The organism is Streptomyces sp. NPDC056734, from assembly GCF_042790455.1.
GTDB lineage: Bacteria > Actinomycetota > Actinomycetes > Streptomycetales > Streptomycetaceae > Streptomyces.
Genome location: NZ_JBHTZD010000005.1, coordinates 206,363 through 222,348, shown reverse-complemented (window position 1 = coordinate 222,348; position 15,986 = coordinate 206,363). Strand labels below are relative to the sequence as shown.

The 15,986-nt window shown below is 71.6% G+C and carries 5 protein-coding genes; 4 read left to right on the top strand and 1 reads right to left on the bottom strand.

Annotated elements, in window-relative coordinates:
• Window positions 1–8: 8 nt before the first annotated feature.
• Window positions 9–6,401, bottom strand: a complete 6,393-nt coding sequence (locus ACFRFC_RS09390; RefSeq protein WP_382684446.1) for a protein kinase — start codon at window positions 6,399–6,401, stop codon at window positions 9–11.
• Window positions 6,402–6,641: 240 nt separating this feature from the next.
• Between ACFRFC_RS09390 and ACFRFC_RS09385 the strand changes: the two genes are divergently transcribed.
• Genes ACFRFC_RS09385 through ACFRFC_RS09370 form a run of 4 tightly spaced genes read left to right on the top strand, consistent with a single transcriptional unit; the run spans window position 6,642 to window position 15,955 of the window.
• A complete protein-coding gene (locus ACFRFC_RS09385; protein WP_382684449.1) occupies window positions 6,642–9,860 on the top strand; it encodes a sigma-70 family RNA polymerase sigma factor in 3,219 nt (1,072 codons plus the stop codon).
• A 46-nt stretch (window positions 9,861–9,906) separates the two neighbouring features.
• The gene (locus tag ACFRFC_RS09380) at window positions 9,907–13,032 is read left to right on the top strand and encodes a helicase-related protein (RefSeq protein ID WP_382684452.1); all 3,126 of its coding nucleotides are present in this window, start codon (window positions 9,907–9,909) and stop codon (window positions 13,030–13,032) included.
• Window positions 13,029–14,867 (top strand): DrmB family protein, encoded by a 1,839-nt coding sequence (drmB, locus tag ACFRFC_RS09375; RefSeq protein ID WP_382684455.1) that lies wholly within the window; start codon window positions 13,029–13,031, stop codon window positions 14,865–14,867. The genes ACFRFC_RS09380 and drmB overlap by 4 nt, the downstream gene beginning before the upstream one ends.
• Window positions 14,864–15,955, top strand: a complete 1,092-nt coding sequence (locus tag ACFRFC_RS09370; RefSeq protein ID WP_382684458.1) for a DNA helicase — start codon at window positions 14,864–14,866, stop codon at window positions 15,953–15,955. The genes drmB and ACFRFC_RS09370 overlap by 4 nt, the downstream gene beginning before the upstream one ends.
• Window positions 15,956–15,986 lie beyond the last annotated feature (31 nt).

Genomic DNA, 15,986 nt, shown 5'->3' with positions numbered 1-15,986 from the left:
GAAGGCGGTCAGTCGGCGGCGGGAGTGCCGAAGTACTGGGCGTTGGCCTCGGCGATGGCGGTCCAGTCCTCGCCCTGCGGGAAGCGGACGACGTCCCAGCGGGCGTTGAACAGGCGTTCCTCGGCGTCCTCGTCGCGGAAGGCGTCCTGCTCCTTGTCGGGCGAGTCGACGAAGACGGCGACGTTCACGCCGGGCAGCCGGTACACGAAGTCGGGCGTCGCGTTCGCCTCCGTGAGGAAGGTGCCGGGCTCGTCCGGCAGCCGCAGACCGCACGCCTTCGCCCAGCCCAGGAAGTCGCCCCGCGCGGCGAGTCCGGCGGCCGAGGTCTCGACAGGCGTCGGCTCGGCGGGTGTCAGCTCGGTGGACATCGGCTCGGCGGGTGTCGGCCCGGAGGACGTCGGGTTGGCGGGTGTCGGCTCGGCGGGGGAGTCGGCGAGGAGGCGCCGGTACTGCTCGGAGCGGGACTCGCCCCGGGACTCCCGCCGTGCGGTGGCCGACGCGAGCCGGACCAGCAGAGCGGACACCGTGTGCCGGTCGATCAGCTGGTGGTTGAGCTGATTGCCGTACGTCAGCAGACAGTCGTAGCAGCCGCGCGCACAGGCCCGGCCGGGGCGGTGGTCCTCGTCGCCCAGGTCCTCGCCGTCCGGCCCGAAGTGGCAGATGTCCAGGGCGCGCTGCGCCGCCTTCGCCACCGCGTCGTCCTCCGCCTGGAGGCGGCGCAGCACCCCGGCGCCGCCCTCGGCCGCCTCCGTGAACAGGATGCGGCCACGCGGACCGTCGTCCGGCGGCAGCAGCTCGCTGGACAGCTCCGCGTCCTCCAGCTCGAACGCCGCCTCGATGCCCCGCTCCAGCGCGTACATCAGGGACAGCGCGATCGGCTCCGGCAGCGGCTCGGCGAGCGTCAGGACAAGGATGTTGCGACGGTCCTCCACATAAGGGATGACCCGCTTCTTGCGCCGCCGCTCGTTGCCGTCCGGGTCGATCACCGGAAGCTCGCTGGAGTCGCCGGACGCCTCGGCGGCGTCCTTGTCGTTCATCCAGCGGCCGTCCGTCAGATCCAGCCAGTAGCCCGCCGGTTCGTCGTGCTTGGCGCGCACCCGCCCGGTGTTGGTGATCCGGACGGTCGCCGAGTCGCCGTACGCCACCTGTGCGATCCGGTCGCCCAGGTCGTCATGGACGGACGCCTCCAGCCGGCCCTTGTCGGTGGCGTCACGCTGGTGGAAGCGGTACGACGTCTCCAGCTTGAAGCCCGCCCGGCGCCGCTCCTCCTCGTCCGAGGAGATCCGCTCGCGGCGGGTGGTGTACACGGTGTGCAGTTGCAGCAGCCCGTACGTCGCCGACCTCAGCTCCTCGTCGCAGAAGCCGCAGCGGTCCTCCCGGATCTCCGGGGGGTGGTGGTAGCCGCAGTGCGGGCAGCGGCGGGCCTCGCCGGTCGTCAGCTCGCCCGAGGAGTCCGGCGGCAGCTGGATGCGGGTCACCTGGTAGCGGGCGCCCTCGTGATAGATCAGCGCACCCGGGCCGAACTCCCGGATCGCGAGGAAACGGGGCCGCTGGAGATAGTCGCCGTCGCCCCGGCGCGGCCCGCTCTTCGGGATGTACGCGGCGAGCGGCAGCCGCGGGAAGCTGTACCCCGGCAGGAAGCCCTCGGACGCCAGATAGCGGTACGGGTTGAAGTCGGACAGCACCGACTTGCTGTCGACGCTCTCGTTCATCAGCAGGTTCAGCTGGGTCTCGGCCTCCCGGCGGCGGGCGTTGGCCCGGACCCGGTCGCCCTCGGTCAGGCTGTAGTCCAGACGCCGCCGGTTCTGCACGTACTGATCGTCCAGCGCGGCACGGAACAGATTCCGCCAGCGGTCGAAGGCACCGTCGAACCGCGTGGCCACCGTCCGCACCTTGTCCTGGATCCAGTCGTCGTGCCACCAGGTCGTCTCGGCGAAGTCGGGCAGCAGCGGACCCAGGACCCGCAGGGCCGCCTCGACCGTGCGCCGCCGGGCGCCCTCGTCGTGGGAGGCGAGGGAGATCTCGCTCAGCAGCGCCAGGTCCGGGTGGGGACGCTCCCCGGTGTCCGGGTACGACACATCCAGCACATCGGGGATGGAACGGCCCAGCCTGAGCCCCGCCTCCGCGATCCAGATGCCCTGGAGATGCGAGAGGACGAGATCCTCGTTGGCCAGATCCAGCCGGGGCGGGGCGACCGCACCCGCCACCATCCGCTCCGAGCGCTGGAAGTAGTACTGGTCGTGGCTGTTGCCGGTCGCGCAGTACGTGGTGACCAGCGCGGGCTGGCCACTGCGCCCCGCGCGGCCCGAGCGCTGCGCGTAGTTCGCCGGGGTGGGCGGCACATTGCGCATCATCACCGCGTTCAGCGACGAGATGTCGACGCCCAGCTCCATCGTCGGGGAGCAGTACAGCAGCTTCAGCTCCGCCTTGCGGAACGCCTCCTCACGCTGCACCCGGTCCTCGGGGGAGACCTGCGCGGTGTGCTCACGGGCGAACAGGCCGGACAGCGCGCCCGCCGCGTCCTTGTACAGATCCCGGAAGAACGTGTTCACGCGCGGGCCGTCACCGCTCTGGTACGTCCGGGTCAGCGGGTCGTGCGTTCCGGTCTCGCCCTTGCCCGCCCGCCAGACGAGCGACTGGGCGGCCACCCGGTAGCCCGTCGCCGCCGGGCCGGTGGGCCTGCGATAGCGTCCCGCGCGCTGGGGCGTGACCTCCACCTCCTTCACCAGGCCCGCCTTCGCCAGCACCTTCAGCAGGTCCGCGATGACCACCTGCACATCGGCCTGCTCCATGCCGCCGGGCCGCACCCTGAACGATTCGTCCGCGCGCCCCAGATACTTGCCGAACTTGCCGCGCGCCGACAGGAACAGACCGGAACGGTCCATGCCGGGGCGGGAGGGATGCGGATAGGCGGTGGTGACGCGCGGTTTGTCGGCCGCCGACAGGACCCACGGGTCCACCAGCCGCTCCTCGCTGGCCCGCTGCAAGGAGTCGAAGACATCGTCGCGGAAGTAGGACACCTCGATGGCCAGCGACCGGCGCATCTCATTGAGCAGCGCCTTCATGATCTCGGCCCGCAGCGCCGGGTCCGCGTCCCGCAGCGCCGTGTGGGTGGCCGCCCACCGGTCCTCCCGGCCCGCCACCCATTCCAGATCCTCGTAGCCGATCTCCAGCAGACCCGTCTGCTCCAGGTTCGGCATGGTGATCCGCCAGCCGCGCTCCAGGTCCAGATAGAGCCGGACGGCGATCACCTCGCGCAGTGTCCGGGTCGCGTTGCGGGCGAGGGACGGCGGCAGATCGGCGTCGCCGGTGCAGTCCGCCAGGTCGAGGGCGAGCGCGTTGGTGACCGAGGTGGCCAGTTCCTCGTGGTGCACGCCGTCGTCGCCCGCGTCCAGGGCCGCCCGGTACAGCGCCCCGCGCAACTGGGTGATCTGCACGAAGTCGTTGAAGTGGCCCGCCTGGAGGGAGGCGTCCTGGCGGTTGTCGACGAAGGTGAGGAGCTTGCGCGCCTCCTTGTCCAGCGCCTCCTCCGGCACCGACTTGAGCTGCCGCACCACCGACGCCGAGATCAGCGAGGTCGCCGAGGACCGGCCTTCCTGGTCCAGGGTCGCCAGCTTCGCGAAGTCCCGGCCGCGCGTCTGCTCGTACGCCACTTGGCAGTGCGGGCAGAACAGGAAGGGGGAGGGGATGAACGCGGCCTTCAGCTCGCCGCGCCCCTCGTAGCCGAACGGGTCCACGGTGACCGCACGCGGCACCCGGTCGCGGTACGACTTCTTCAGGACCTCCTGGCCCTTGTCGTCCAGCTCCAGCCAGGACTCGGGCAGCCGGCGGTCGTCCACCGCGTACTGGACGCTGGAGGGCCATTCCCGCTCGTGGTCGACGTACAGATAGCCGTCGCCCTGCCGTCCGCCGGTCGCGGAGGTGTCCCGGCGGGCCTCGTAGCGGATGTCGCCGTCCTTCTCGGTCCGCCACACCGTGAGATATTCCTGGCCGCACTCCCGGCAGAACGCCAGCGGCATCAGCAGCTTGCCGCTCTTGTCCGGCTTTTCGAGCTGGTAGGAGCGGGTCAGGTAGCGGGAGAGCTTGTGCTCCAGGGTGACGTGGACGGTGTCACCCTTGGAGAGGAACTGGTGCAGCCGGAACGCGAACAGCGGCCGTTCGGTCACCGGGTGACGGGCCTGTGAGCCGGCCTCCAGCGTGGCGCGGATGGCCTTGGCGCACACCTCCTCGTCGACCCCGGACCCCTCGTGCAGTTCCCGCGCCGCGTCCTCGATACGGGCCGGCCGCCGGCGTACGAGCCGTCCGGTCGTGCCGTCCGTTGCCAGGCCGAAGCGGGTCTCGATCCAGCGGGCCAGCGGATCACGGACGAGATCGTCGTACGCGCGGGGAGCGGCGGGGGAGGTGAGACGGTCGGCGGGCACGGCGGCGGGCGTCTCGTGGGTCGCGCGGACGAGGGTCTCGCCGATGACCTGCCCGGGCGAGACCGGCGTACCGAACAGGGTGCTCGCCACCTCGGCGACCACCCGCTTCTGGTCCTCCACCGTGCCCTCGGTGGACATGGTGGCCGAGGTGCCGATGCACTGGAGCCGCTCGGCCTGGCAGGCCTCGCGGACCCGGCGGATCAGCAGGGCGACGTCGGCGCCCTGACGGCCGCGGTAGGTGTGCAGTTCGTCGAAGACCAGGAACTCCAGTCCCCGCGCCATGTCGATGAGGCTGTCCCGGTCGGCCGGGCGGGTCAGCATCAGCTCCAGCATCACGTAGTTGGTGAGCAGGATGTCCGGCGGATTCCGGCGGATCTCCTTGCGCTTCTCGTCGTCCTCCTGGCCCGTGTACCGGGCGAAGGTGACGGGCTCGCGATCCGTCCCGTACCCGTCCCGCAGATACTTCTCCAGCTCCCTGAGCTGGCTGTTGGCGAGCGCGTTCATCGGATACACGATGATCGCCCGGACCCGCTCGGGCGCCTTCGGGCCCTCGGTGTCCCGCTGGCGCAGCACCTTGTCGACGATCGGGACGATGTAGGCGAGCGACTTGCCGGACCCGGTGCCGGTGGTCAGCACGTACGACGCACCGGACGCGGCGGCGTCGAGCGCCTCGCGCTGATGCTGGTGGAGGGTCAGCGGGCGGCCGTCGGGGACGGTCCCGCCCGCGGTCTTGTTCGCCTGGAAGATGCGGGCGCACTCGGGGTGCAGCACCTGCTGCCCGGCCAGCTCCGCGACCGTGCCGCCGCTCTGGAAGAAGGGGTTGAGCGAGAGCCAGGGGTTCGGCCACTGCGACTTCTTGTCGAGGTCCTCCTCGACGTACCCGGCGATGCGGTCGTCGCGGATGATCGTGCCGCCCTCGGTGAAGGACCGGTAGTCCGCGATCAGCTCCTTGTGGACACCGAACACGTCCATGCCGCCGCCGGGCATCCCGGCCGGTGCGGCCTTCGGCGCGGCGGGCAGTGGCTGCGGCTCCTGTAGGGCCGAGGCGGGGCGCAGGACACGGGTGGGGTCCAGGGCGGCCCAGTGGGGCAGCGACGAGGTCTCGCCCTCGGCGGCGGCGAGGGGGAGCAGCGCGTCCCGGACCGCCACGGCGTCCGCGGGGCGGGCCGCCGGGTCCTTGGCGAGCAGCCGGTGCACCAGACGGGCCAGCCCGACGGGGATCTCGCCGCGGATCCCGGCGACGGGCGTCGGGTCCACTCCGGTGTGCTTGCGGGCCAGCTCGTACGGGGACTCGCTGGTGAACGGCGGTACGGCGACCAGCATTTCGTACAGGACACAGCCGAGCGCGTAGAGATCGGCGGCCTGGGTGACATGCTTGGCCTCGAACTGTTCGGGAGCCATGTACCGGGCCGTGCCGACGCTGACGCCCGTGCTGGTCAGCCGGGCCTCGTCCGGGTCGTCGACGATGCGACCCATACCGAAGTCGAGGACCTTCACCGTGCCGCCCTGGGTGAGCATGACATTGGCCGGCTTCAGATCGCGGTGCACGATGCCCGCGGTGTGCGCGGCGGCGAGGCCGTCGGCGATCTGGGCGCCGATCGCGGCGGCCCAGCCGACGGGCAGCTGCCGTTCCTCCGCGATCAGGTCCCGCAGTGTCTCCCCGTCCAGCAGCTCCATGGCGAGATAGGGGAGATCGCCGCTGTCCGCGGCGATGCCGCCCGCGATGAGCCGGGTGAGGTTCCGGTGCCGCAGCCGGCGCATGATGCGCACCTCGCGGTCGAAGCGCTGCACGGCCTTGGGGTCGCCGCCGCTGCTGACCAGGACGCCGGTACGGCGGCGCAGGACGGTCTTCACGGCGACCGTGCGCTCGGGAGAACCCTCGGCGGCCTGGAGGTCCTCCGCCCGGTGCACCTCGCCCATGTTGCCCCGGCCGATGACAGGGCCGATACGGAATCTGCCGTCGATCAGATCGTGGCTCACTGCCGCTCCTCTGTCCTCTGCCCGAGGTCCCGCACCGGAACGCGACCCCTTGACCTGCTGCCGCACCGCTCATCGTCGCAGGGGAGGAGCGCGGCAGCCGTCACTGTACACGGAAGGGTCGCTTCCGTGAAGAAGTCAGTCTGTTGACATCGTCAACGCATCGCCTCTAGGGTTCGTGGTGACATGAGGTGGGGGGTGGGAAAGATGCCTCGGTCTGTCGATGGAGCGGGCGCGTCCGGTATGAGGGCCACCCTGGCGGAGCTGTTGATCCGGTTCCGCCAGGCCGCAGTGGACGGGGTGGTGCCGGACGATGTCTTCACGGAGAGCGTGCGCGTCCTGGGGCTCGCTCCTGGGGAGCGGGATCGGCTGCGGGACGAGCTGGCCCGGCTGGGGCTGCCGGTGCGGGCGGAGCGCGTGCATACAGACCCCGACGGTGAAATCGTCGAAAAGGTTGCACAGACTCGTGAAGAAAACGCGCTTACCCGTGTGGAGCCGGTGAGGCGGCTGCTGTCGCGTTACGCCGACGCCGAGGGATATGTGACCCGACGGGTGGTGGACGGGGTGGCCCGGATGGCCGGGCTCGATGCCCGGGAGGTCGCGGGGTTGCGGGCCGGGGCCCTGGTGCGGGAATCCGACGGCCAGGAATCGGGCGCCCTGGGCGGGATCGCGGACTCGCCGCCCAGGGAGGCCGATCCGCCTGCTCCGGCGGTCGCGGTGACCCGGCGGGAGCCGGAGGCGGGGGACTTCACGGAGGCTGTCGCGGCGGCGCTGGCCGTGCTGGCGGAGGACCGGCTTCAGCGGCGCCCGCAGAACCGCCTTCTGAGCGCCGAGGCGGAGACCGGCCTCGGGGTGCTGATACGAGGTGGCGCGAGCGAGGCCGCGCGTGAGCCGGATCAGGCGGAGCTGGGCGGGCTGCCGCCCGGCGACCTCAGGATCCGGGCACGCGACTGTCTGGTCCTGCACAACCAGCGGCTCGTCCACTCACTGCTGCGCGGCTATCTGGAACAGGGGCTGGACTACGACGACCTGTTCCAGCACGGCGCGTTGGGGCTGATGACCGCTGCCCGGAAGTTCGATCCGGTCAAGGGCTTCAAGTTCTCGACGTATGCGACCTGGTGGGTTCGGCAGGCCCTGGGCAGGGCCGTCGCGGACGAGGGCACCGTCATCAGGATCCCGGTCCATATGCATGAGCAGATCCGCAAGGTGGGGAACGCGGAACGGTCTCTTCTCGCGCAGGGCAAGCCGGCGAGTGCCGCCGATGTGGCCGTGCTGTGCGATGTCGGCCTGGCGAAGGTGGAGGAGTGCCGGCGGTTGAGCCGGCGTACGGACTCGCTCGACCGTGTCGTGGGTGAGGGTGCGACCCTCGCTGACTTCGTGGGGTGGCTGCGGCCGGTGCCGTCGGTCGAGCAGGTGGTCCTGGCGGAGCTGGTCACGGAACAGGTCATGGCGGTCGTGGCCACCTTCGGCGGACGGGACCAGCGCATTCTCGTACGGCGCCTCGGCCTGGACGGGGACGAGCCGTCGACGCTGGAGGAACTGGGGCGTGAGTTCGGGGTGACCCGGGAGCGCATTCGGCAGCTTGAGGTCAAGCTCCGTCCCGTGCTGAAGGAGAGGCTGCGGGTGGCCGGAATCCTGGGCATGGACGGGGCACGAGAGAAGGACGACGAGCCTGGGGTGACGGGAGGGGGCAAGGCGGGTAAGAGGCGGACCGCGGCTGGGCGGGCCGAGGCCGGGCAGGCCGTGGCCGGGCGGGAGGTGGCTGGGCGGGCCGAGGCTGGGCGGGAGGTTGCTGGGCGGGCCGAGGCTGGGCGGGAGGTCGCTGGGCGGGCCGAGGCTGGGCGGGAGGTCGCTGGGCGGGCCGAGGCTGGGCCGGAGGTCGCTCGGCGGGCGGTGGCGAAGCCCACCGGGGTGCGGGCACCCGAGGCGCAGCTTCCGGCGGAGCCGACGACCGCCGTCGTGCCGGTTGAGGACTCTGCGGCGACCGTCGCCACGGAGGGCGGATCGGTGGCGACGGTTGACAGGGAGGGTGACTCCGTGGCGACGGTTGACACCGAGGGAGTACCACAGCCGGCCGCGGCAGGGCGGCACACGTCCGACTGGGACGCGGCACGGCGCATGGCCGCCGCACCGGCCGAAGGCGTGGCCTGGCTCGCCGAGTACGCGCTGGTCTCGGTCGGGTACCTGCAACTGGCGGTGCTGCTCGGACAGCCTGCCGCCGACCGTGTGGCGCGCGCCGGTCAGGAGCCCGAGGCCATCGACCGCCCTGTGCTCGCGGCGCTGGAGGTGCTGCGGCGCGTCTTCGACGCCGTGGGGGAGTCCGGGCAGCGACCCGAGGACTTCTTCGAGCGGCCGTCCGAGGCACTGGTCGGCCTCACCCCTCGTGCCTACCTGGCCAGGAAGCCCTTGGTGCACATCGAATCGCGGCTCGCCGCGCGGGACGCGCTGCGGGAGTTCACCGCGATTGCGCAACGCAAGCCGGGCCAGGCGGGGATGGCCGCCGAGGCCGGTGGTGGGGTCGGGGCTGAGGGTGGGGTCTTGGCTGATGGTGCGGTCGGGGTTGAGGGTGGGGTCTTGGCCGGCGAGGGGGCCCAGGCCGAGGGTGCGGTCTTGGCCGACGGGGGAGCCCAGGCCGAGGGTGCGGTCCCGGCCGGCGAGGGGGCCCAAGCCGAGAGTGCGGTCTTGGCCGACGGGGGAGCCCAAGCCGAGGGTGCGGTCCCGGCCGATGAAGGGGCCCAGGCCGATGACGCGGTCCCGGCCGATGGTGAGGCTCATACCCAGGACGCGGCTCAGGCTCACGAAATGACTCACGCCGAGAATGCGGGACACGCTGCCGACATGGACCACGCCAAGAAGACGCATCAGGCCGCGACAGCGGACCGCGCCGCGACAGCGGACCGCGCCACGACAACGGACCGCGAAGAGCCCCCCGCCGACACGAGCCTCGCCGAAGTCCGCCGAGCGCACGAGGCGCGGCTGGAGCAGCTGCGGCAGGATCACCGGCGGCAATTGGACGAAGAGCGCCGGGCCGCCCGAGCGGACCTCGCCGAGTCCCGGGCGAACACCGAAGCGCAACTCGACGCGCTGGAACAGGCACTGCTGAGCCGTGTCGACAGATCCCTCGCCCGCCGTGAACGGCACGTGCGGACCGAGGGTGAGGAACGCGTCGCACAGCTGCGGGAAGAGCACGGCGAGGCGTACCGCGCCGCACTCGGACGAACCGAGCACGCCGAGGAACGTCTCGCCGCCGCCGAAGCCCGGCTCAGCCGGGCCGAATCCCTGCTCGCCGAACGGGACAACGCCCTTCGGGAGGCCCGCCGGCAGACGGCGGCGGCCGAGCAGCGCGTCGTTCAGGCCGAGCGCGACGCCTGGGCCCGCATCTCCGAACTACAGGAACAGCTCGCCGCGGAGCGCGGGGCCATCGGCCGTCCGCCCCACCAGGACCAACGACGCCCGTCCTGATCCGCACCCCGCTCAGCCGCCGCCCGCGTACCCCCTGAGGAACACCATGGACCCCAGACAGGAACTCGTCGCCTACCTGTACCGGCAACTCGTCGGCCCCGCCGGAGGGGAGACCGAGACGCTCGATGCCCCGCCCGACCGGCAGTACCTGATGGGCACGCTGTACCCGCAGGAGGCCGACCTGCAACGGCAGCTGAACAACGCGGCGGAGGAGCTGGAGGGCGCCGGGACGGAAGGCAGGGCCGAGGACACCGCCCCCGCCACCGATCCCATCCCCGAGTCGAACTCCTGGCTGCCCTCCTCACTCGGCTTCAGCTTCTTCACCGACGCCACCACCATCGAGATCGGCTGCACCGGCGCCCGCTACGAGACCCACGCCGCCACCGGCGAACGCGGACGGCGCTGGGAACGTGTTCCGCTGCCCGCCGAGACACATCTGCTCGGACCGGACCGGGATCACCTGCCGGTGCTCGACGGCCGGGCCGAACTCCGGGTCCGCCGACGTGAGTTCGGCAACGGCCGACTGGTCACCGTCGCTCTGGTCAACACCGCACGCCAGGAGCAGGCTCTCGGCAAGGCCGCTCAATGGGACCGGATGCTCTTCCAGACCGGCCTGGAGGCCCGGCCCGTGGACGGGGAGATCCGCCAGTACCCGAGCGTCCGCCTGGCCAGCCGCGACCCGGAGGAACAGGAACTGCGCCTCCAGTACGAGCATGTGCGCACGCATGCCGTCGGTCATGGGTGTGCGGTGGAGGAACGCCACGACCAGGAAACCGGACGGGTCGTCGGCCTCAGGGCGGCCGTGATGCCACAAGCCGAGGTCAGCGGAGTCCGGGCGGCCGGAATGAGCGGCTCTCCGGTCCTCGGCGTCCGCCATCTCGCCGACCCCCGTGTCCCCGTCGACCAGCTGCGTGAGGAACTGGTGGAGTTCGTCGCGGACTACCGGGCCTGGTACGTGGGTCAGCTCAACGCCGGAATCCCCGAGTGGGGCCGTCCCGCCGCGCACCGTATCCTCGCGCGCATCGGCGCGGCCCTCACCCGTATCGAGTCCGGCGTGCGCACCCTCTGCGACCCACAACGCCCCGAACTGCTGCACGCCTTCCGCGCCGCGAACCGTGCCATGGCTCTCCAGATGCGCCACTCCGCTCCCGATCTGGCGGGCACCCGCAGATCCAGGCGCGAGGCCGTGCTGCTCGACCCCGAGCCGGACGGGGCGGCGGCCTGGCGCCCGTTCCAGCTGGCGTTCTTCCTCCTCGCCCTCGACGGTGTGGTGGACCCCCGGCACCAGGACCGGGCCACCACCGATCTGATCTGGTTCCCGACGGGCGGCGGCAAGACCGAGGCGTACCTCCTGCTCGCGGCCTTCGCCATGGTGCTCCGCAGGCGCGAGCCCGACGGGGGCGGTACCGCCGTACTGAGCCGCTACACCCTCAGCCTGCTCACCACCCAGCAGTTCCAGCGGGCGGCGACCACCGTGTGCGCCCTGGAGACCCAGCGCCGCTCCGACCCGGCCACCTACGGACAGGAACCCTTCACGATCGGTCTGTGGGTGGGCGAGACCACCACCCCGAACACCTACGAAAAGGCGCGTGCGGCCTTCGACGCCGAGCGGGCCGCCACCCATCCCGACGATGTCTTCATCCTCGACCGCTGCCCGTGGTGCGGGACCCGTATCCTGCCCGATCGCAAGTCGTCCGACATCGCGGACTACGGGGTGCGGGCCGCCGCGGACTCGTTCACCTTTTTCTGTCCGCGTGAGGAGTGTGCCTTCCACGACGAGCTGCCGGTCGCCGTCGTGGACGAGCACCTCTACGACAAGCCGCCCACCTTCGTCCTCGGCACGGTGGACAAGTTCGCCCGCCTGGCCTGGGAACCCCGCGCGGGACGGCTGTTCGGCGCCGGGAGCGGACACCTTCCGCCGTCGGTCGTCATCCAGGACGAGCTGCATCTGCTCACCGGCCCCCTCGGCACCACCGTCGGCCTGTACGAGGCGGCCGTCCTCGGACTGTGCACCACGGCCGACGGCATCGGACCCAAGGTCGTGGCGTCCACGGCGACGATCCGTCGCTCCGGCGAACAGGTCAGGGCCCTGTACGGCGGCGATGTCCAGCTCTTCCCGCCCGCCGGGCTCGACGCCCGTCACTCGTACTTCGCCGAGCCCGACACCTCCCGGCCCGGACGCCGCTATCTCGGCGTCATGGCCCAGGGACACACCGCGGGCCGCGCGGCCGTCGCCACCGCCGCCGCCATGCTCCAGGGCGCCTGGGAACTTCCCGAGGCGGACCGGGACGCCTACTGGACCCTGGTCGCCTACCACCACAGCCTGCGCGAACTCGGCCGCACGGTCACCGCCGCCGCCGATGACATCCCCGCGCAGCTCGCCGGCCTCGACGCGGGCGCCGGAACACGGGAACTGACCGACCATCAGGTCAAGGAACTGACCAGCAATCTACCGCGGGCGGAACAGCCCGTACTGCTCGACCGGCTGGAGAAACACTGGCGGGACCCGCAGGCCGTGTCCTTCCTGGCCTGCACCAACATGCTGTCCGTCGGTGTCGACGTGAAGCGTCTCGCGCTGCTGCTCATGCAGGGGCAGCCCAAGACGACCGCCGAGTACATCCAGGCCACCAGCCGCGTCGGCCGGCACACCGTGCCCGGCCTCGTCGTCGCGTTCTTCAACGCCACCCGCCCACGGGACCGTTCGCACTACGAGACCTTCGACGTCTACCACCGCTCCCTCTACCGCCATGTGGAACCCACCAGTGTCACCCCCTGGTCGGTGCCGTCACGGCGTCGTGCCCTGCATGCCGCGTTCGTCATCCTCGTCCGGCACCGTCTCGGCCTCACCGGCGAGAACCAGGCCGGGCTCGTGCTCGACCGCGTACCCGAACTGGAAGCCCTGGCCGATGAACTGGCGGCCCGCGCCGAGGTGTGCGAGCCGACGACCGGTGGAGCCGTACGGCAGGAGCTGGCGGATCTCATCGCCGACTGGGAAGAGGCCGCCCGCGAAGCCCGGAAGGACGGCCGGGAGCTCTACTACCGCAGCCAGGGCAAGGGCCAGTCCAACCTCATCAAGAGCTTCGAGCAGAACTACGGACTGTGGGAGACACCGAACTCCATGCGCAATGTCGACCGTGAATGCCAGGTGATGGTGAAGGGGGCCGACCTGTGAGCCGCACCCTGCGGGTACGCCAGGCACAGACCGTGCTGCCCTTCGGCGTCGGAGCCGTCTTCGACATCCAGGGTGAGTCGTTCGTCGCGACCGGGATCGGCGACTGGCCCGGTCGCGGCAAGCAGAAGGTCGAGTCGGCCCGGCTCGCCTCGCGGCTCGGAGTGACGGGCTTCTACGCCGCTCCCGCCACGGCCAACGACCGCTACGACACCCCGGACGCGCCCGGAGCCCCGTACATCCGCTTCCCCTCCTGGCTGTTCTGCGGTGCCTGCCGGCGCATGAAACGCTGGCGCATCGCCGACGAGAAGGCCGGGCAGCCACCCCGCTGCCCCTCCTGCTCGCCGGCCCGGACGCTCGCACCCATGCGGTTCGTGCAGATCTGCGCGGCCGGGCACCTCAGCGACATCGACTGGTGGTTCTGGGCGCATTCACGGCGCGAGGCCGGTGAGCGGCGGCAGTGCGGCGAACGCGAGAAGCTGCGCTTCCTCGTCTCCGAGCGCGCCTCCGGACTCGAAGCGCTCTCCGTCGCCTGCACGGCCAAGGGCTGCGGGGCCACCCGCGATCTCCTCGACGTGCTCGGCACCCACGGTATGCGCTGCTCCGGACGGAACCCCTGGCAGCGGGCGGGCGAAGCCGTGGACTGTGTCAAGCCGGTGCAGGTGGTGCAGCGCACCGCGGGAAACCTGTACTACCCGGTGGTGCACTCCGCCCTGGACATTCCCGAGACCGACCTGCCCGCCCACGCCGACGACGCCCTCGCCGCCCGGGTACGCGAGCACGATCTGTGGGTGTCGCTGTGCCGGGTGGCCGGAACACCGCGCGCCACGGTGTTCCGCACGATGATCCAGGAGGACACCGGCGCCGACGAGGAACTCCTCGACGCCCTCATCGCCGAGGAGACCGGACAGAGCCCGGCGACCTCGGCCGCCGCCGCGGCCCGTCCCGATCTGAGCCGGGAGGAGTGGGCCGCTTTCACGGCACCCGTCCCACCCGCCACCCGGGACTTCGCGCTGCGCGGGACCACCCTCGGCCTGGACGGCGAGAGCGAGGATCCCTGGGCGGGCCTGCGGACCCGCTTCGGCACAGTCGTCCTCGCCGAACGGCTGCGGGAGGTACGCGCCCTGTCCGGTTTCACCCGGGTCTCCCCCGACGCCACCGTCGTCCCCGCCGACACCGCACGGCGCCTGAAGTGGCTGCCCGCCGTGGAGGTCTTCGGCGAGGGGATCTTCCTCACCCTCGACAAGAGCCGTCTGGCCTCCTGGGAGAGCGATGCGCGCGTTCGCCGGCGCGTGGCCGGACTCCGCGCCGACCTCGACCGCTCCTTCCAGAAGGACCGGCTGGAGGCCCTCACCGGACCGGAACTCGCACCCCGGTTCGTCCTCCTGCACACCCTGGCGCACCTGCTGATCCGCCAGCTCTCCTTCGACTCCGGATACACGACGGCCAGCCTGCGCGAACGGATCTACGCGCGGCCGGAGCAGGACCAGCACGGCATCCTCGTCTACACCGCCGCCGGAGACGCCGAGGGCACCCTCGGCGGGCTCGTCCGGCAGGGCGAACCCCCACGCCTGGCGGAGTCGCTGCTGCGGATGGCGGAGGCGGCCGCCTGGTGCTCGGCCGACCCGCTCTGCGCCGAGCACACCGGACAGGGCTTCGGCAACCTCAACCGCGCGGCCTGCCATGCCTGCGCCCTGCTCCCCGAAACCAGCTGCGAGACCGGCAACGCGCTCCTCGACCGCGCCCTCGTCGTGGGCGGCGAGCGGGTCCCCGGCTATCTGGAAGTGATCGTCGCCGCCGCCCGCGCCGCCGCGGCCACCGCTCTGGAGCAGACATGACACTCACCTACCTCGACCTCCTCCCGGAGCAGCGGGCATCCCTCGACGCGCTTCCCTTCGACGGCAACCACCTGGTCAGCGGTCCGCCGGGCAGCGGCAAAAGCCTCCTGGCCGCCCAGCGGGCCGTCATGCTCGCGCTCACCGGCGCACCGGTGACCCTGCTGACCCGCTCCAACCTCCTGCGGCAGTCCCTGGCCGCGATCGTCCACGCACTGGGCCCGGCGGACCGCGGCGTACGGGTGGCGACCGCACATACCTGGCTCACCGACTGGTACGGCGGGACAGTCCCGCGTACCGGCGACGGCTCGTACGACTGGGAGGCGTGTTACGACCGTGCCGCGCAGACCGGTCCCGTTCCCGGTCTCACCCTCGTCGTGGACGAGGGCCAGGACCTGCCGCCCGGGTTCTACCGCCTGTGCCGACTGCTCCAGGCCCGCACGACGGTGTACGCCGACGAGTGCCAGCGCCTGACCGACACCCACTCCACGCTGGCGGAGATCGCCGAGCGCCTGGGCCGGTGCACAAGTTCCCAGCTCGACGGGAACCACCGCAACACCCGCCAGATCGCCGCCTTCGCCGCCCACTTCCACACGGGGGCCGCCGCGCCCGCTCTTCCCGAACGTGACGGGCCGCCGCCGCGACTGCACCAGCTGCCGCCGCGGGGCGCCGTGGACCTGCTGATACTCCTGGCGGAGAAGAATCCGCGGCAGAGCATCGGCGTGATCGTGAACTCGACCCACACCCAGTTCTCGCTGCTCGCCGGCCTGGAGCGCAGAGCACCCCGGCTCAGGCCACAGCTGTACACCGCCAAGGCGCAGGCCCCGCACGGCCGCTACCGCACCCTGGACCTCGGCCGACCCGGCATCGTCCTGGTCCACCGGGCGAGCGCCAAAGGGCTGGGTTTCGACACCGTCGTCATCCCCGACACGCATACGGACGCGGCGGTCGACCCCACCTCGGCCGCCCTGCGCATGACGTACTACGTTCTGGCCACCCGGGCACGACGTGAACTCCACCTGGGGTACGAGGGAGAAACGGAGCCACCCCTGTGCGCACAGGTGGGGTCCGGTGACCTGCTGCGCGGCTGACGGAAGTCCGGCGGGGCCGGGAATAGGGCTG